This window comes from Niabella sp. ZPM-14, from assembly GCF_055693045.2.
Genome location: NZ_CM181148.1, coordinates 1,415,622 through 1,432,918, shown reverse-complemented (window position 1 = coordinate 1,432,918; position 17,297 = coordinate 1,415,622). Strand labels below are relative to the sequence as shown.

General features: G+C 45.9%; 19 protein-coding genes. 5 read left to right on the top strand and 14 right to left on the bottom strand.

Annotated elements, in window-relative coordinates; translation table 11 throughout:
- Nucleotides 1-42: 42 nt before the first annotated feature.
- From ACU37H_RS06145 to ACU37H_RS06105, 9 genes are all read right to left on the bottom strand, one after another.
- Nucleotides 43-813 carry an SDR family NAD(P)-dependent oxidoreductase gene (locus ACU37H_RS06145; protein WP_472705586.1) on the bottom strand — a complete coding sequence of 257 codons (771 nt, stop codon included), beginning with the start codon at nt 811-813 and terminating at the stop codon, nt 43-45.
- Between the two features lie 22 nt (nt 814-835).
- A complete protein-coding gene (locus tag ACU37H_RS06140; RefSeq protein ID WP_472705588.1) occupies nt 836-1,630 on the bottom strand; it encodes an alpha/beta fold hydrolase in 795 nt (264 codons plus the stop codon).
- Nucleotides 1,631-1,729: 99 nt separating this feature from the next.
- On the bottom strand, nt 1,730-3,346 hold the full coding sequence (gene lnt, locus ACU37H_RS06135) for an apolipoprotein N-acyltransferase (RefSeq protein ID WP_472705590.1): 1,617 nt from the start codon (nt 3,344-3,346) through the stop codon (nt 1,730-1,732).
- Nucleotides 3,347-3,400: 54 nt separating this feature from the next.
- Complete coding sequence (locus ACU37H_RS06130) at nt 3,401-3,706, bottom strand: type II toxin-antitoxin system RelE/ParE family toxin (protein ID WP_472705592.1); 306 nt, start codon at nt 3,704-3,706, stop codon at nt 3,401-3,403.
- Entirely contained in the window at nt 3,691-3,939 is a 249-nt protein-coding gene (locus tag ACU37H_RS06125) for a hypothetical protein (RefSeq protein WP_472705594.1), read from the bottom strand. The genes ACU37H_RS06130 and ACU37H_RS06125 overlap by 16 nt, the downstream gene beginning before the upstream one ends.
- A gap of 88 nt (nt 3,940-4,027) precedes the next feature.
- A complete protein-coding gene (locus ACU37H_RS06120) occupies nt 4,028-5,836 on the bottom strand; it encodes an ABC transporter ATP-binding protein (RefSeq protein WP_472705596.1) in 1,809 nt (602 codons plus the stop codon).
- Between the two features lie 136 nt (nt 5,837-5,972).
- Nucleotides 5,973-7,523, bottom strand: a complete 1,551-nt coding sequence (locus ACU37H_RS06115) for a YifB family Mg chelatase-like AAA ATPase (RefSeq protein ID WP_472705597.1) — start codon at nt 7,521-7,523, stop codon at nt 5,973-5,975.
- 122 nt (nt 7,524-7,645) lie between these two features.
- A complete protein-coding gene (locus tag ACU37H_RS06110; RefSeq protein ID WP_472705599.1) occupies nt 7,646-8,230 on the bottom strand; it encodes a Uma2 family endonuclease in 585 nt (194 codons plus the stop codon).
- 39 nt (nt 8,231-8,269) lie between these two features.
- Nucleotides 8,270-8,809 (bottom strand): YceI family protein, encoded by a 540-nt coding sequence (locus ACU37H_RS06105; protein ID WP_472705601.1) that lies wholly within the window; start codon nt 8,807-8,809, stop codon nt 8,270-8,272.
- A gap of 110 nt (nt 8,810-8,919) precedes the next feature.
- On the opposite strand from ACU37H_RS06105, the gene ACU37H_RS06100 reads away from it, so the two are divergent.
- The 4 genes from ACU37H_RS06100 to ACU37H_RS06085 all read left to right on the top strand — a co-directional run bounded on the left by ACU37H_RS06100 (nt 8,920) and on the right by ACU37H_RS06085 (nt 12,774).
- Nucleotides 8,920-9,753, top strand: coding sequence for a UbiA family prenyltransferase (locus tag ACU37H_RS06100; RefSeq protein ID WP_472705603.1), 834 nt, complete (start codon nt 8,920-8,922; stop codon nt 9,751-9,753).
- Between the two features lie 81 nt (nt 9,754-9,834).
- Nucleotides 9,835-10,923, top strand: coding sequence for a type III polyketide synthase (locus ACU37H_RS06095; RefSeq protein WP_472705605.1), 1,089 nt, complete (start codon nt 9,835-9,837; stop codon nt 10,921-10,923).
- Between the two features lie 28 nt (nt 10,924-10,951).
- Entirely contained in the window at nt 10,952-11,644 is a 693-nt protein-coding gene (locus ACU37H_RS06090; protein ID WP_472705607.1) for a methyltransferase domain-containing protein, read from the top strand.
- On the top strand, nt 11,554-12,774 hold the full coding sequence (locus tag ACU37H_RS06085) for an NAD(P)/FAD-dependent oxidoreductase (protein WP_472705609.1): 1,221 nt from the start codon (nt 11,554-11,556) through the stop codon (nt 12,772-12,774). The genes ACU37H_RS06090 and ACU37H_RS06085 overlap by 91 nt, the downstream gene beginning before the upstream one ends.
- A gap of 98 nt (nt 12,775-12,872) precedes the next feature.
- Here ACU37H_RS06085 and ACU37H_RS06080 read toward each other — a convergent pair whose 3' ends face one another.
- From ACU37H_RS06080 to ACU37H_RS06070, 3 genes are all read right to left on the bottom strand, one after another.
- Nucleotides 12,873-13,391, bottom strand: coding sequence for a DUF6705 family protein (locus ACU37H_RS06080; RefSeq protein ID WP_472705611.1), 519 nt, complete (start codon nt 13,389-13,391; stop codon nt 12,873-12,875).
- A gap of 7 nt (nt 13,392-13,398) precedes the next feature.
- Nucleotides 13,399-14,877 carry a hypothetical protein gene (locus ACU37H_RS06075; protein WP_472705613.1) on the bottom strand — a complete coding sequence of 493 codons (1,479 nt, stop codon included), beginning with the start codon at nt 14,875-14,877 and terminating at the stop codon, nt 13,399-13,401.
- Between the two features lie 924 nt (nt 14,878-15,801).
- A complete protein-coding gene (locus ACU37H_RS06070) occupies nt 15,802-16,020 on the bottom strand; it encodes a helix-turn-helix transcriptional regulator (RefSeq protein WP_472705615.1) in 219 nt (72 codons plus the stop codon).
- Between the two features lie 137 nt (nt 16,021-16,157).
- Here ACU37H_RS06070 and ACU37H_RS06065 point away from each other — a divergent pair, with 137 nt between their 5' ends.
- Nucleotides 16,158-16,358, top strand: coding sequence for a hypothetical protein (locus ACU37H_RS06065; protein ID WP_472705617.1), 201 nt, complete (start codon nt 16,158-16,160; stop codon nt 16,356-16,358).
- A gap of 75 nt (nt 16,359-16,433) precedes the next feature.
- On the opposite strand, the gene ACU37H_RS06060 is transcribed toward ACU37H_RS06065, so the two are convergent.
- Together ACU37H_RS06060 and ACU37H_RS06055 are read right to left on the bottom strand one after the other, a co-directional pair.
- Nucleotides 16,434-16,796: a CoA-binding protein gene (locus ACU37H_RS06060; RefSeq protein ID WP_472705619.1), complete on the bottom strand. Its 363-nt coding sequence runs from the start codon at nt 16,794-16,796 to the stop codon at nt 16,434-16,436.
- A gap of 29 nt (nt 16,797-16,825) precedes the next feature.
- Entirely contained in the window at nt 16,826-17,281 is a 456-nt protein-coding gene (locus ACU37H_RS06055) for a GNAT family N-acetyltransferase (protein WP_472705620.1), read from the bottom strand.
- Nucleotides 17,282-17,297: the final 16 nt, after the last annotated feature.

Genomic DNA, 17,297 nt, shown 5'->3' with positions numbered 1-17,297 from the left:
GAAGGCGATTGCCGCAGCAAATACCCTTTTGGTCTTCCGGGCTTACTGACTTTCGGTCTTTTTATAAGTGTAAAAACTATTCGCCTGCTGCGTACACGTAACTACCAGATCGTTGATACATACATGCGGTGGCAGGCCGGCACAATAATAAATAATATCCGCCACATCTTCCGCTACAAGCGGTTTCATTCCCTCATATACTTTTGACGCTTTTTCATTATCTCCCTTAAACCGGACATTGGAGAATTCGGTGTCTGCCGCGCCGGGATGAATCGCAGTCACTTTGATATTATACTTCAGCAGATCGATGCGCATGGCTTCGCTTAAGGCGCCCACAGCGTGCTTCGTGGCGCAATACATATTCCCTTGTGCGTATACTTCCTTCCCGGAAATAGAACCGATGTTGAAGATATGTCCCTGCCCCGCATTGATCATTAAGGGTAACACGGCCTTGGTTACATACGCAAGACCTTTCAGATTTGTATCGATCATAACATCCCAATCATCAATGCTGGCTTCGTCAAAATTGTCACGGCCCAAAGCCAGGCCTGCATTATTAATTAGCAGGTCGATGCGTTGCCACTCCTTAGGCAATGCGTTGATATTGGCGGCCACTGTATTTTTATTTCTTACATCAAAAGTCAGCGACAATACCCTGGTTTCATATGTTTCCCGAAGATATTCGGACAACTGGTGCAGCCGGTCTTTCCGGCGGCCGGTAATGATCAGGTCGTAATTGTTAGCAGCTAATTTTTTGGCGCATGCTTCTCCGAAGCCGGAAGTAGCGCCCGTGATTAAAGCAATCTTCTCCATGTTGTTAATGTTATTTCAGAGGCTAAATATCGGATAAAAAATCTTCAATCACTTTTCCAGACTCAAGCGGCTCTTCTATCATCCCTAAATGGGCTGAGTTTTTCAGAATATGAACAGTTGATATTGACGGTAAAGACGCCTGCCCGATGGTCTTATCGAGCGGAATAATTTCATCCTGCGCGCCGAAAACAAAGAGTACCGGAACCTTTGCATTCTTCAGCACTTGCGTTCTGTCTTCCCTTTTCATCATGGCTTCGTAATAATTAATGACCGCTTCGTTGCTCATATCCGGCAGCTGCTTCATAAATTGATCATACAGATCTGTTTTTTCTTTTTTAGTCGTTTCTGAAAACATCTTTGGGGCGGTTGTTTCGAGAAAGGCGACGGCACCATGTTTCCTGGTGAAGTCAATGCCTTTCTGCCGATTGGCTTTTTTCTCTTCGTCATCTGCTTTGGCAGTAGAGTGAAACAATCCGAAGCCGGTTAAGCGTTCGGGATATTTTTCAGCGAAAGCTAATGTGGCATAGCCGCCCATGCTGTGACCTATTACCGCGGCTTGTTCTATTTCTTCCTGATCCAGAATTTCCTTTATCAACTCAGCAAGACCTTCCATGCTGGTATCACTTGTCAGTTCTGACCCGCCGATGCCCGGGAGGTCAGGTGCAATAACAAGATAATTTTCACTGAGATAATCTATCTGCTCTTTCCACGCCGAGCTATCTGCGCCAAAGCCATGCAGCAACAGTGCCGCATGGCCGTCTCCTGCACTTATATAACTAATCACTTTACCTTCAACAGAAGTGGTTTTTCTTTCCATAAAAAATTTTTATGTGAGTGGAGGAATTATATCATTCCCCTATCTCATGAATGGGAAACATAGTTTGATCATGAACCGGAAATGTTTTATGAGACAATATTAGGCGATCTTATCGCTGCCTCGTTGATCTTGCCTGATCTTCCGTTTTTCGATCCATACTTTGGTTATTGTCAACAACAATAATGCCGCAGCCAGGAAGGACACCAGTTTGGAAAGCCAGTCACCGTGCTTCGTGTAGAATGTATCTGTTATATAAGCAGGAACGGTTTGCTTCAACGCTCCATCCACGTCCCAGGGAAGTTGTTGTATGATGTTGCCGAACGGATCGATAAAGCAGCTGATGCCTGTGTTGGCGCTCCTTGCCACCCATTTCCGGCTTTCTATGGCGCGCAGTCTGGCGTAGTTCATGTGTTGTTGATAACCTTGTGTGTCTCCCCACCATCCATCATTGGTTACTATGCAAATCAGGTTGGCACCTTTACGGTTGAAATCCGACAGGAAATCACCATAAATACTTTCATAACAAATAGCCGGGGTAACCGCAAAGGTTTTGTTGCTGGTAGTAAAGACATGCGTAGCGGTATCGCGCGCATAGCCGCCGCCCGTGCCTCCGAATTTTTCAAATGCAGGCGCCATAAAGCCCAGGAAGCCGGGTAAAACTTCGACGCCCGGTACCAGTCTGGACTTGTGATAGATCTGCGCCTGGCTACTGTCGAGCATAACCGCGCTGTTATACATTTCATAAAAAGCGCTGCCATCGCGCAGCGGCCGGGCAAAGCGACTAACTTTTTCGGGGAACGTTCTGTAGCCCTCGAGGCCTGTCAATAAATTGACCTGCGGATGATCTTTTAAAAACTGCCACAAGGGAGCAAGCGCAAAATCTTCTTTAAGGTGAGTTTCGTCGGTCTGAAAAGGGATCGCGGTCTCCGGCCAAACAATCAGAGCGGTCTGTTGGTCCATTTGTTGTTCTGATAAGGATATTAATTTCCGGAGTTGCGCCTCCCCGCTGCCGGCTTCAAACTTTTCGCCCCAGGGGTCGATATTCGGTTGAACGACCACTACATTGTATTTATTATGCAGCAGGGTCAGATCATTTTTGATAAATCGCGAAGCGAGAATGGGAACAAAAAGCACAGCGATCCATGAAATTGCTGTGCCGAAATAGCGCAGCGTGCGTCCCTCCGTCCGATAGAGCCGGAGCAGGTGAAACACGAGAATGTTACTCAGCATCACCCACAAGCTTCCGCCAGAGGTGCCCGTGTATTCATACCACTGAACCCATCCGGGGTGTGTGGCAAAGGCGTTGCCCAGGCTCAGCCAGGGCCAGCTCAGGTCCCAGTTATGATGAAGATATTCAAAGGCCAGCCAGTAAAATATAATGGATGCAGTTGCCAGAAAATTTTTGACGTACCGGATGGTTAAAAAATATAACAGCCAGGGCACGCACATGATGAGGCTGTTGGCAAAAAAAGCGCTGACGCCGCCAATGGCGCTGGCTTTAGCCACCCACCAGGTCGTCAGCACGTTCCATAATACCATGTGAATATAGGCGTAGCCAAAAAACCTTCTCCAGCTATTGGCGTTGTGTGCGATAAACAGCATCGGTAACCACGCGATAAAGATCAGTAAGGTCAATGGCGACGTGGGCCAGGCGGCCCATAAAAGGAGCGCTCCAGTAATAGATAAGAGAAGATTCGAATTTTTTGAAAAAAGCATTTAATGGTAAATCTCTTTTTTGATAAAATGATCCGAAAAGCAAAAATAAGACGATTATATCTTTAGCTTGCGAGGGTTTTGGTAAGTATTCCAAAATAGGAGTAACTCAATTTCCTTCTGTGTTTCCCGTATCCGATAAATAAGCACTACACGTTTATGCAACACAGCGCGACGGATAACTACCAATTTATTATTGCCTACCTGGCCACTGTATGGCTGGTTTCTCAGGGTATCTAAACGATTTTCTGCTAAAAGAATAAATGCCCTGACTTCTTTTTCCGTCCAGTAATGTTCAAGATAATGTATATTCTGAAGGTAGCTGTGAAGTGCTTTTTGTGTCCATACTATCTTATAAACCATTCGGGGTGCTTTTCCTTTAGTTCCTCATGGGTAAAAGTCTTACCTGCATCAGCTTCAGCGATAGAATCATCAAGCTCCTGTCTGATATTTTCCGGTAACGTTTGCCACCAGTCGTGATCACCACCCGAGTTCGCTTCCAGTAAGGTATATACCATTTCTACCACTTTCATATCAGCATGGTCAATAAATCGCTTTACCTGTTCGCGTAAATCTTTATCAGCTACGTTCATCATATTTTTTTTAACTCTATAAAATTACGCTAAAGCGCTCGAAATATTCAGATACTATCTGCCATTTTTAACGCTTCCTTCCAGATATAACTCATGCCGACACAGGGCTGCCGGTTTTTCGTCTTTCCCCGATTTGTTGCCGCCACATGGCGTAATAAAGTCCTTTCTTTCCGATCAGTTCGTCGTGACTGCCGGTTTCGGCCACTTCGCCGCGTTCTAAAACATAAATGCGATCGGCGTGCATAATGGTACTGAGCCGGTGTGCAATCAGCACGGTGATCTGGCTTCCCTTGGAGGATACGTCGCGGATTGTTTTTGTGATCTCTTCTTCCGTGATGGAATCTAAAGCCGAAGTGGCTTCATCAAAAATTAACAAATGCGGATCCCTAAGCAACGCCCGTGCGATGGCGATCCGTTGCTTTTCACCGCCACTTAACTTTAAGCCTCCTTCTCCCAACATCGTATCAATGCCGTTTTCCGCTCTTTGCAACAAGCTGGTGCAGCTGGCTTTCTTCAGGGCTGCCTGGAGATCTTCATCTGTTGCCATCGGGTTGACAAACAATAAATTTTCTTTGATCGTTCCGGCAAACAGCTGGGTGTCCTGCGTTACAAAACCTATTTGCCGGCGCAGTTCATCAAAGTCGATCTCATCGCCTTCTATACCGTCGTAGTAAATATTTCCCTCTTTCGGGCGATACAGACCCACCAGCAATTTCACGAGCGTGCTTTTGCCCGAACCGCTTGGCCCCACAAATGCAATCGTTTCTCCTTTCTTTACATCAAATGATATATTGTCCAGCGCTTTAAAATGTGCTGTCTGGTGCTGAAAAGATACGTTCCGGAACTCCAGTTCCTGCAAGATGCCCAATGGCCGGGGCTGTAAAGGTTGAGGCTCCACTTTCTTCAGCATCAGGTTGTGAAAGTTCTGTAAAGAGGCTTCTGCTTCCCGGTAAGACAGGATCACGTTTCCAATCTCCTGCATCGGTCCGAACAGGAAGAAGCCGTAGAAGGAGAGCGAAAGGTATTGACCCGGTGTGATCTCATCTTTAAAGATCAGCCACAATAAGGTGAATGCGATGACCTGCTGCAGGAAGTTGACCAGCGTTCCCTGGATAAAGCTCAGCGAGCGGATGCTTTTCACTTTGCGTAGCTCCAGCTTTAATATTTTAAACGTATTACTATTGAGCCGGGTGACCTCCTGGCCGGTAAGCCCCAGGCTTTTCACGATCTCGATATTGCGCAGGCTCTCGGTAGTAGTACCCGCCAGGGCTGTCGTTTCTTTTACAATGTTTTTTTGGATCAGCTTGATCTTTTTACTCAGGAGGCTGGTCACCAACGCAATAAAGAAGATCCCGAGCGCATACACCGGCATGATGCTCCAATGTAACTGGAAGGCGTAGACGGATACGAACACGATACTCACGATGATCACGAAAAATACGTTCACAAAGCTGCTGATAAACTTTTCAGTGTCGGTGCGGACTTTGGTGAGAATCGACAGCGTTTCCCCGCTTCGTTGGTCTTCGAAGTCCTGGTAGGGCAGGCGCATGGAGTGTTTCAGACCGTCCGTAAAAATCGTTGCCCCAAATTTTTGAATAACCACATTCACGAAGTAGTCCTGAAAAGCTTTGGCAATTCGGCTTACCATGGCGGTACCGATCAATAGCATCAGGTAATAGAAAAGGCCGTGATACTGGTCTGTGCCGAAAAGGTATTGCGTTTCTGTCCTTGGTTCCGTTCGCGCTTTATCAAAATAATGAGGATGATTGGCAAAAAGATCCAGTAATTTACCGCTGATCATCGGGGCAAACAAGGAGAAGATCTGGTTGATGGAGGCCAAAAACAAGGCGAACGCCACCAACCATTTATAAGGTTTCAGATAGTGTAAGAGTATGCGCATAAGGTAGTCAAAGTATTAATGCGAATATCTAACAAATACCTAGTAACAAAGTTTACCAGATTTGAACTTACCATATCTACGGCTGCTTCCTATTAACAAATTCAGTTAAGGCGTTGAAAAAGATATACTTCCGCCACTACCGCCCCGCCCAGCTTTCCCGGTCCAGGCTCCGGTATTGGATCGCTTCGGCCAGGTATTCTGGTTTTATCTTTTCCGATCCTTCAAGGTCAGCGATGGTGCGGGAGACCTTCAGAATACGATCATAGGCGCGTGCGGAAAGATTCAGCTTCTCCATCGCTGCCTTCAGCAACATATGGCCTACGTTGTCAATCGCGCAGATCTCCTTCAACATTTTGCTGCTAATCTGCGCGTTAGCATATACACCCGGATGATCCTTGTAGCGGGCGGCCTGCGTCTCGCGAGCTTTGATCACTCGTTCGCGGATGCTTTCAGAATTCTGTTCTTTCCGGATGCTGGCCAGCTCGCTGAAGGGCACCGGCGTCACTTCTACATGAAGATCAATCCGGTCGAGCAGTGGTCCTGACACTTTATTCAGGTATTTCTGAACGGCGCCCGGCGGACAGGTGCATTCCCTCTCCGGGTGATTATAGAAGCCGCAGGGGCAGGGGTTCATCGAAGCGATCAACATGAAGCTGGCCGGGAAGTCGAGTGCTACTTTGGCGCGCGAAATGGTCACCCGTCGCTCCTCCATAGGCTGGCGCATGACTTCCAGCACGGTTCGTTTAAACTCGGGGAGTTCGTCGAGAAACAGGACACCGTTGTGGGCCAGCGATATCTCGCCCGGCTGGGGATTGCCGCCTCCGCCCACCAGGGCCACGTCGGAAATGGTATGATGTGGAGACCGGAAAGGACGTCTGGAGATCAGTGTTGCATTTTCAGGAAGCTTTCCTGCGACTGAATGGATCTTAGTGGTTTCCAGCGCCTCCTGAAGGGTGAGCGGTGGCAGGATCGTCGGGAGCCGTTTAGCCAGCATGGTCTTGCCCGCGCCCGGCGGGCCGATCAGCACCGCATTGTGGCCACCGGCAGCGGCAATTTCCAATGCACGTTTAATATTTTCCTGTCCCTTCACATCCGCGAAATCGATATCAAAGTCATATTGAGAATGAAAAAAGGCTTCACGTGTGTTTACTACAACAGGTTCAAGGCCCTTCTCTTCACTTTCAAAAAAGCTGATCACGTCTTTAATATGATTGACGCCATATACCTGGAGGTTATTAACCATTCCCGCTTCCCGCGCGTTGGCGGTGGGTACGATCAGTCCCTTGAATTCCTGTTTGCGGGCCTGGATGGCAATCGGCAAAGCACCTTTGATAGGCCGGATCTCGCCATCGAGGCTGAGTTCGCCCATGATCACATAACGGGAAATGGCTTCCACATTGGCTATCTGTTCAGAAGCTGCCAGGATGCCTATCGCAATGGGAAGATCGAAAGCCGTGCCGCTTTTTTTGATGTCCGCAGGAGCCAGGTTGACAACCACTTTCGTACGCGGCATATCATAACCATTCGTTTTAATGGTGCTTTCGACTCTTTGTAAACTTTCTTTGACGGCACTATCCGGTAAACCCACAAGGGAAGGATCTTTGCCGCTCATCATCCAGTTCACTTCGACGGTAATAGGTATAGCTTCAACGCCGTAAACAGCGCTGCCGTTTATCTTCACTAACATGGGTTGAAGATAATAATTTATCAAGGATTAATGCGCAAGTGTGGGTGGCCGGATAAATCGGGAACTTGCCGTCCGGCTTCCGTACCATGCGGTCAATCAGATGCATTTTTTGGATTGTCTGGTTAGTCTAAATTGAAGACATCATCAAGGCTCATTTCGAAGCCTTGTAAAACCGGGGTGGTTACTACATCGCCAAGGGTGAGCAACCGTGATGGCTGGTACTTGCCGGCGCTATCAAGCGTATACTTCAGGAAAGTCTTTTCATCAGGATGAATGATCCAGTACTCTTTCACACCGCTTTCCTCGTATACCTCGTATTTGTTTTGAAGTTCTTTTTTATTGTTGCCGGGAGACAATATTTCCACCACGATGTCGGGAGCTCCAATGCATCCGCGGTCATCTAACTTTTCCAGATCGCAGATCACACATATGTCGGGTTGCAAAACGGTGATAATCTCTTCGTCATCTTTCAGCTTGCGAGGCAGGCGCACATCAAAGGGGGCACTATATACATCACATCGCTTGCCCTGTAAAAAGTTGTATAGCTTATTTAGTATAATGACGCTGGCTTTTTGATGAATACGGCGGGGTGCCGGACTCATTTTAAAAATGCGCCCTTTGATCAGCTCCAGTCTTTCCTCAAATTGCCATTTGAGATAATCTGCGTAAGTGTAGGTTTTATTTAGATCCAGCTCTGAAAACTTCATAGCTCAAAGATAATTTAAAATTTCACGAAGCGATGTCCGTTATTTCTTCGCCACCACGTCGAGAATAACTTTAACGTCGTCGCTCATGACGAGGCTACTGCCTCCAACGCCATAATCGCGGCGGTTCAGGGTAAAACCAGCTTTGAAATTATAGCCTCCGCTTACAGGCTTAGCAATGAAGTCGAACTGGATATCGTGGGACACACCGTGCATGGTCAGCACGGCCTTTGCGAAATATACATCATTGCCTTTGGGCACGATGCGCGTTGATTTAATGTTGATAGTCGGATATTTTTCTGCGTGAAAAAAGTCGTCCTTTTTCAGGTGCGCATCCCTTTTTTCATTGCCGGTATTGATCGTGTTCACATCCACGGTTACATCAAACGAGCCTGAAGCTGCGTTTTTAGGATCAAAATTGATTTTACCATTTAAACCTTTTAAGCTACCATCTACATCGAAGCCCAGGTTTTTGATCACAAACGATACCCTGCTGCCCGCGTCAGTAGGAGTAAGGTTTTGACCGAATGAAGTAGTATATACAGTTAATATAAAAAATAGCAGTAAAGTCTTTTTAATCATAACACAATTATTTAGGTAAAAATGAATATTTTAGGTAAAATTATAGAAAGTTCGAATATTAGACTTATAATTACGCCGATAAGTTGCTTCACAAATCGACGATACAACATTTGCGTTTCAGATTTTCTCTCTTTCTGATGCCCGTCTATTGGTTCGCACTGAGCCAGGCCGATGTTATTCATGTGCCTCGTGCTGTGCTCATCTTTTGTATTCTTCATCTGCTGGTATACCCATCCAGCAATGGCTACAACTCCTATATGGACCGCGACACGGGCAGCATCGGGGGGGTAGAGCAGCCGCTTCCGGTGGACCGGCAACTGTTCTTTGTCAGCCTGGTGATGGACATTCTTGCTGTGGGATTATCTTTGATCATCAACCTTCCTGTTGCGATTGGCGTATTCGTTTACATTGTAGCCTCCAGGTTATATAGCTATCGCGGTGTCAGGTTAAAGAAATACCCCGTAGCAGGCTACCTGACGGTCATTCTCTGCCAGGGGGCATTGGTCTATTACATAGTCAGCGCCAGCATCAGCGAGGCAATGGAGCTACAACAAGTGGTGTTTCCCGCAGCGATTACGTCTTTGCTGATCGGTGGAACGTACCCGCTCACACAGGTGTATCAGCACCGGCAGGACCGGGAAGATGGTGTGACCACGCTGAGCTATGTACTAGGCGTTAGAGGCACTTTTATTTTTTGCGGTATAGTGCTTTTTATTGCACTATTATTGCTTACTCTATATTTAATGAAAACCAACCAGGACTATGGGCTCCTGGCATACGGCCTTGCAATGTTGCCGGTAGGTTTTTACTTTGCTAATTGGTATCTTAAGGTCATTAAAGACATGGAGCATGCCAATTTCAAAAATTTAATGAAAATGAATTATGTGGCTTCTGTCTGTAACACGATAGCATTTGTCACTATTTTAATAATCAATAAGTATTGATAACATTGGCGTTTGAGGTTAGCAGGTAATGGTGCCTTTTAATGATTACTTCTTGCTCATCATTCGTCATCTACAATTTATATGAGCAAAATTACTTCCATAGCGACTGCTGTGCCCCGGTACAAACAGACACAAATGCAGATCTACGACGTGGTAAAATCATTTCATGCAGATACTGAAGAGGAAGATCGCGTGCTGCGGTTTATGTATAGATCGAGCGGCATTGAAACTCGGTATGCAGCGGTCCCTGACTTTAACCTGGACAATGGTCGTAGTGAATTGTTGATGGGTGAAGGTGATTCGCATCAAACGAAAAGCCTGGAAGATCGTCTGAAGATTTATGATACGGCCGCGCTGGATCTCTCTCTTGAAGTAATTCAAAAATGTCTGCCGGAGGGAATGGAACCTTCGGAAATTACCCACCTGATCACGGTGAGTTGCACCGGTATGCAGGCGCCGGGCCTTGATCTGCTGATCATCCAGCAATTGGGATTAAGATCAGACATCTACCGGACTTCAGTAAATTTTATGGGGTGCTATGCCGCGATTCATGGGCTGAAGCATGCGCATTATATCGCGGCTTCCGATCCGGGCGCAAAAGTCCTGGTGGTATGTGTTGAATTATGCACCCTGCACTTTCAGAAGCATAAAACCATGGACAATATTACGAGCACGATCATTTTCGGCGATGGTGCTGCGGCTGTATTGGTAGAGCATTCGGAAAGTGAAAGGTCAGGCTGGGAAATAAATGGTTTTTACAGCGAGATCAATTTTGAAGGGTTGAAAGATATGGCCTGGAAGATCTCCGCCGATGGTTTCCTGATGACACTCACGCATAACGTGCCAGACATCCTGGAGCAGAAATGCGATACCATCGTTAAAAATGCGCTTCAACATTACGGGATTGATGCAGATGCTATCAACAGCTGGTGCGTGCATCCCGGCGGAAAACGCATCCTTGAAGCGATAGAACGGGGCACGGATATTAACAGGCAGCAACTGCAGCAGAGTTACGAAGTGTTGCGCGAGTACGGAAATATGAGCAGTCCCACTGTGCTGTTTGTTTTAGAGAAGATCATGAAGCAAACGGTTAACGACACTTCCGACCATGTTGTGGGGATGGCCTTCGGTCCGGGCCTGACGCTGGAAACATTCTACCTGCACCAATAATCATTCAACGACCGTCCCGGTAACTGATATGCCTGATTTCTCAACAAGAAGTAATGAAAAAGAATTGCTGGACGACCCGGCAATACCTTTCGCTGATATCAGGCAGAACATGCGCGAGTTAAATACAATTAACACCTTGCTGGGCGGTCATGCCATAACTATCAAGGGGTTTAAGCAGTTGCTGGGCGACAGGAAACAGGTATTCGTTTGTGAGATCGGATGCGGCGGCGGCGACAATCTTGCCGTCATCCACAAATGGTGTGAACAACACGGCGTTACCGTGCGTTTGTTGGGCATCGATATCAATCCGCATTGCGTGGCTTTTGCCCGCACCCGTTATGGCCATTTGGATATTCAATTTGCGGACAGCGACTATAGGGATTTCATATTCGATCAAACGCCGGACATTATCTTCAACGCCCTTTTTTGTCACCATTTTACGGACGAGCAACTGGTACAGATGCTCCAATGGATGGATCAACAAGCTGCTTCCGGCTTTTTTATTAATGACCTGCACCGTCATCCGCTGGCTTATCACAGCATCCGGCTGCTCACCCAATGGTGTTCAAAGTCATACCTGGTCAAAAACGACGCACCGATGTCTGTTTTGCGGGGGTTCAAACAAAAGGAATGGGAGCTACTGCTGCGTACAGCCGGATTGCCAAACGCGAAAGTGAAATGGGCCTGGGCCTTCCGGCATTTAATCGTCTGCAAAAAATGAGCGTAACGGATTACGATATAGGCATTGTGGGCGGGGGACTGGCGGGGTTGACATCTGCCATTCAACTAAGGAAGAAGGGATATAGTGTTATTCTCTTAGAGAAGAATCATTACCCGTTTCATCGCGTATGTGGTGAATATATCAGCCTGGAAAGCTGGGAATATCTGGTGAATGCTGGTCTCGACTTGTCTGCCATGGAGTTGCCGATGATCCGGAAGTTGAAGGTGAGTGCGCCCAACGGTTCTGTGCTTGATGCTGATCTGGATCTGGGCGGTTTTGGCATCAGCAGATACCTGCTCGATGATCTGTTGTGCAAACGTGCAAAGCAGCTCGGCGTCGAAGTGATAGAGGGCAGGAAGGCGGATGATATCGTGTTTGATAAGAATACCTACAGAATAAAGGCCGGTGCCGATACGTATTGCGTGAAGCTGGCTTTGGGGAGTTTTGGCAAACGCAGTAACCTGGACATCAAATGGAAGCGCGATTTTGTGGCCCGGAAGCACAACGCGCTCAATAATTATGTCGGTATTAAATACCACATCAAAACCGATTTTCCTCACGACACCATTGCCTTGCACAATTTCAGAGACGGGTACTGCGGCATCTCTAAGATCGAGGCGGACCGGTACTGCCTTTGTTATCTCACTACGGCTGCCGCGCTTCAGAGCGCCGGGAGCATTCAGGAAATGGAGCGGCAACTTTTATATCAGAACCGGCATTTGAAATACCTGTTTGAGCACAGCGAATTTTTGTATGATCAGCCGGTGTCAATCTCGCAAATTTCGTTTGACCAAAAGACGGTTGTCCACGATAATGTTCCTTTAGCGGGTGATGCCTGCGGTATGATCACGCCCTTGTGCGGCAATGGCATGAGCATGGCGATGCACGGCGGCAAGATCTTCTCGGGCCTGGCAGATGCCTATCTTCAACAGCGCTATACCTTGAGTGAAATGCTTGCTATGTATGAAACCAAATGGAGCGGGCAATTCTCTAATCGCCTTCAAATCGGCCGCATGGTGCAGTCTAATTTTGGAAAAACCTGGCAAACCAATTTGTTCGTGGGAGCATTAAAGAAAATGCCCTGGTTAACAAAAAAAATTATCAAAGCCACGCACGGGGAAAGATTTTAAATACTGTACTGATTGCTCAACAAATGATTAAGCTTTTATGCGGCGAAGATAGCATCGCTTTTAATAGCTGTCTGAAATATGAGTAGTTACATCAGTTGCTATTGTTTTTTTAAGGTTATAGACTGTGGAAGTGTAAAGTCCCAATCAAATGGCGCCAGTTTCAATCCAGGCATATTTTTAATATGCCATTTTAACTGATTATTCGTGCTATTAAGGCTTAGCCTGATATTCACCAGTTTATTTTTACTAATGTCTTTGAGTGAGCCGGTCAAGAGATTCAAACTATCTGTATCGCCTGAAACAAATATTGTTGAACGCTTGTCCGTATAGGTGCTGCGGGCATGCATGAGGGAATTTTCTATAACTGTATTTCCCTTTTTATATAGATGATATCCGATAATCACATCCATTCTTGTGTCTTCAAGAAAAGGTAATAAAACATTTTCCTTATTCAGCACGATTGTTAATGTGTCTGTGCCACTTGTCCAGACCCAGGTGCCAACAAACTTATCAAGGTTTGGATTGGAATAATTTGTATTGGACGCTGCCGGGTTTTGAGCGTTTGAGATCTGACTGATACATAGATGTATTGCTATTAATAGGAGTATTTGTTTCATAATAACTTTAATTTTTACAAGGGTCATCTACAACATCACCTTTTTCGTTTATTTTTTTAGGTTTCCAGGTTTTGAAATCTGAGTCACCCTTAAATAAACGAAGTCCGGTTTTAGCTTGTTGCAAAAGGTTTAAAAATCCAGCTTCATTTGAGCTATTGCTATTTGTAGTCTTTATTTTAAATATTTTATCGGCCAACACTTCAAATGCATTTTGATTTGAGTTGTCCACAATATTTGTTGCAAATTCACCAAATTTTTTAATGTCGTCGATCTTAAGCAAGTATTGAGTTCCCGACGCCGTTACAACACCCATGGTGAATGTAGAAGTGTTTCTAATTAATCCTCGCCTATAAAGGTTAGCAAAAGTGTATAAGTCGCTAACGGAAAATACTGATAATAGACCGGTGTAGTGGCTATGCAAAATACCATCAAAGGGTTCTGAAGCACCAAAGGCAATACCTTCTGCGTTTTCTAAACCAGATATAGCCGCCCAGTCCTCAATTTTTTTGGTCTCAGGATTAATTTTATATATTCCCGCATATTCTTTGTTTTCCGTCACGGAATTTTTCAGAGCCTTCATTGCTGTGTTAAAGGTAGGATCTTGTGCTAACGTTGCTACTTCATCACAAGGATCTTCCAACGGCGTTATCTCCGGTGGCACATTTATTGGAGGTGGCGCCGGCGGAAACGGAGGCGGAGGCGGGATTCCTCCTCCACCCCCTGTGAAATAGCGATTAGGGTCTTCGTCGCAGGTGGTGACATACGTGGTCGTCGGAAGTGAATAGCAGGTCGCATGCTGATCCGCTTCGTGTTCAGGCGTTGCGTAATAACAATGAGTAGCATAAGTGGTAATAGCCGTTACCTCGCATTGTTGCGCAACCCTCCGCACTGTTGACGTCCCTGGTTGCATTTTCCTTTTCATAAGAAGCATTTCCTCCTGCGTCAACTCAATGCGCTGCACCGCCCGGACGTCATTATAACTGCCTTCACTTTGCCACACATTCCCATCGCCGCCGTCCAAATATTGATAGGTCTGTAGCAATGCCGGTTGTTTTTCGCCTGTCACCATATTTTCCGCTTCAGGCTCGTAAATAGTCGTGCGCATCGCACCCTCAAAACCAGTAGCATCCCCTTTTCGCAACACTAAATTAAAAGAAGCCGGGGCAATCACATCACTACCCGGAATCCAGTAGCCATAGCGGTCAAACTTGTAAGGCACATCCATATAATCTCTGCCCTGCCAGTTATATTGGCTCGCTTTGCTCCAGTCCAACTGGCCGGTAAGCATTTGTCCATCGGCACCCTGCACCGTGATCGTACCGTTCTTATAGCCCAGGCCGTTTTTCTGCAACCAAGCTCGCGCCTTTTGCTGGTCAATAGGATCGGAGCGAAGCAATACATCCTGCCGCTGGCAGGTGCAGCATAAAATGATAATTAAAGTGGCTAAGCAAGCAAACCTGGCCGTGGTGATAGGGTGTGTTCTCATGTTTTCTGCTTTGGTTGTATTGCAATATATTAAAATAAAATGAAATTTTAAAAAATATTTATAATGTTGCTCCGTTCAATGGGTTGCCGAAATAGTTCCGTCGGCTTCCTGAACCATCCCAACAGGTCTGGAACTGGTTCGGACAGGTTGTGCTACTTTATATTTAGAGGTCCGGAATGTATATTTCGGGGCGAAACACCCTGGAGCGAGCGGTTTAGTACTTCACGATAGCGATATAGAACCGCTTCAGAAAGGTCGGCAACTGCGACGAATGATTATAACAATGGTATGGATCAGCGCGGAACCCTGCCGGATAGGTTGGGATCAGCGCCGGATACGTCCGGAACGGGTCAAAGTATCGAAGTTGCCTGCTGTCAGTGTCATCCAGCTATTCACTTAGTGTTCTTTGTGTATTCTTTGCGTGCACTGCGGTAAAAAGACATCATAAACTTAAAAAATGTTATGCACCCATGTAAACTATCTATGTTAAGGTAATTGGCCTTCTACAGGAAGTTTGAAACATCGTCAAAAATATCAGGTAAACAGATAGAAATGGCGACACACAGGAGGCAGCTATAGCCCGCTGATTATTTTATCTGACGTCAGGAACCCGCAAATATTTGCTTCCGAAAAGGGAGATCTTTCAGGTACTTCAGGTTGAGGTTGCGCTTTGTCGATGCACGATTTCGGGTCAGTGTGCTCTCTTTTTTGGAGGTAAGCAACCACGCCTTCTGGCTGACTCTTTTTCGTACCGTATCTCTTTGATTTGTTAAGTTCCCGTTCACAATGATAAAGGAAAAAGTGCTTGATTTGTAGATAAATAAAACAACGCTTCCGGTTTAAAAAAACTGCTTTCCTGTTGGTTCTTAAACGTCGAATCAGAATCAGCAAACGCTTAAAAAGTTTTAGCAACAGTTCAGGTGCTTAAAACGCTTCATCCATCGAACTCACAAGCAATTGTCTAACATCCACTTCAAGCATTTTTGCTATCAGAAATAAGGTTTCCACGCGAGGTTGCATGTCGTTTCGGCACCATTTCGATACGGTAGTTCTGTTCATCCCTAGCTGATCTGCCAACCAGTTGTTGGTCCTGCCCTTTTCGGCCAGTACCGCCTTTATCCGATTATAAACCTGTTTTTCCATCACTTGAATAACTACCTGGAAACAAATATAGGTAGCTCGAATAAGTAAGAATTTGAATAAAAAATGCTTTTTAATATTTAAATGAATGCTTTTAAGACAAAAAATAATAAATATTTTTTAACGATAAAATTATAAAGATGAGTATGCCGGAATCCGATCTTGATAAAGTAATTGCTGCTCAATTGCAGACGCTCAAGATAATACGTCAACGGATTAAAATCATAAATATCCAAAACAAAATCATGCTTGGCGCAAACAAGAGGCTCAGCAAGCAGGTTTTTAGACTTAAGGACAAGCTGGCTTTTTATCGCTTCCTACTGGAGCGTAACAATAAGTAGTTAAAAGGTTGTTGGAAGGCAGGACTTTAACTGCCTTCCCAAAGCGCACACTGATTGTTGCTATAACCGTCGTCTTTAATACTGGCCCGTGCTCAACATCACTAAAGTGCAGGCGTTGATCGTTTGAACGCCTTGTTCAGCGGCCTTTTTAGCCAGCTCCCTGTTTTCTGCGCCCGGATTAAATATGATCCGTTTCGGTTTTAACGATAGAATATACTCTTCATATTCTTTCTGGTTCTGATCGTTCATATACATCGTCACGGTGTCGACATCCGCTGCTTCGGGCTTTGTTTTGTGGATCGCCACATCGCCGACCTGGCCTTCACGGCGGCCGATCGCCACTACTTCATGTCCATGAGCGCGCAGTCTTTTCAAAGCCATGTTGCCATAGCGTGACGGATTTTCTGATGCGCCTAATACCAGTGTTTTCTTATTCATTGCAAATTATTTGACAGGTGTTGTTCAGCTCAAATAGCGATCCTGTAGGTGATAAAATCAGTGCCGGGGTGGTGTTTTACAAACCCTATTTGTTCATACAACCTTTGTGCCGTATCGTTATCTGCGGCAGTTTCCAATTGCAGGAAAGTGGCCCCGGTTTCCGAAGTAAAATCGATAGCTGCCTGGATCAGCGCCCGACCTATTCCTTTTTTCCTGTGACGGGCATCCACATATAAGTCATTCAGGATCCAGTTTTTAGCCGCGCGTACCGAGGAATAGTAAGGGTATAGCTGGGTGAACCCTGCCGCTTTTGACTGACCCTCCATTACTGCAGCGAAAATAACAGATTCGTTATTGAGCAGGCGTTGTTCGATAAAGCGTTTGGCCACGTCGATATCAGAGGGCTGTTTATAGAAGATCCGGTATTCATTAAAAAGGCTGTAAACCAGGTGTCCTTGTGAGGGGCCTACTTGTAGGATTTGCATATCACTCAATGGTTTT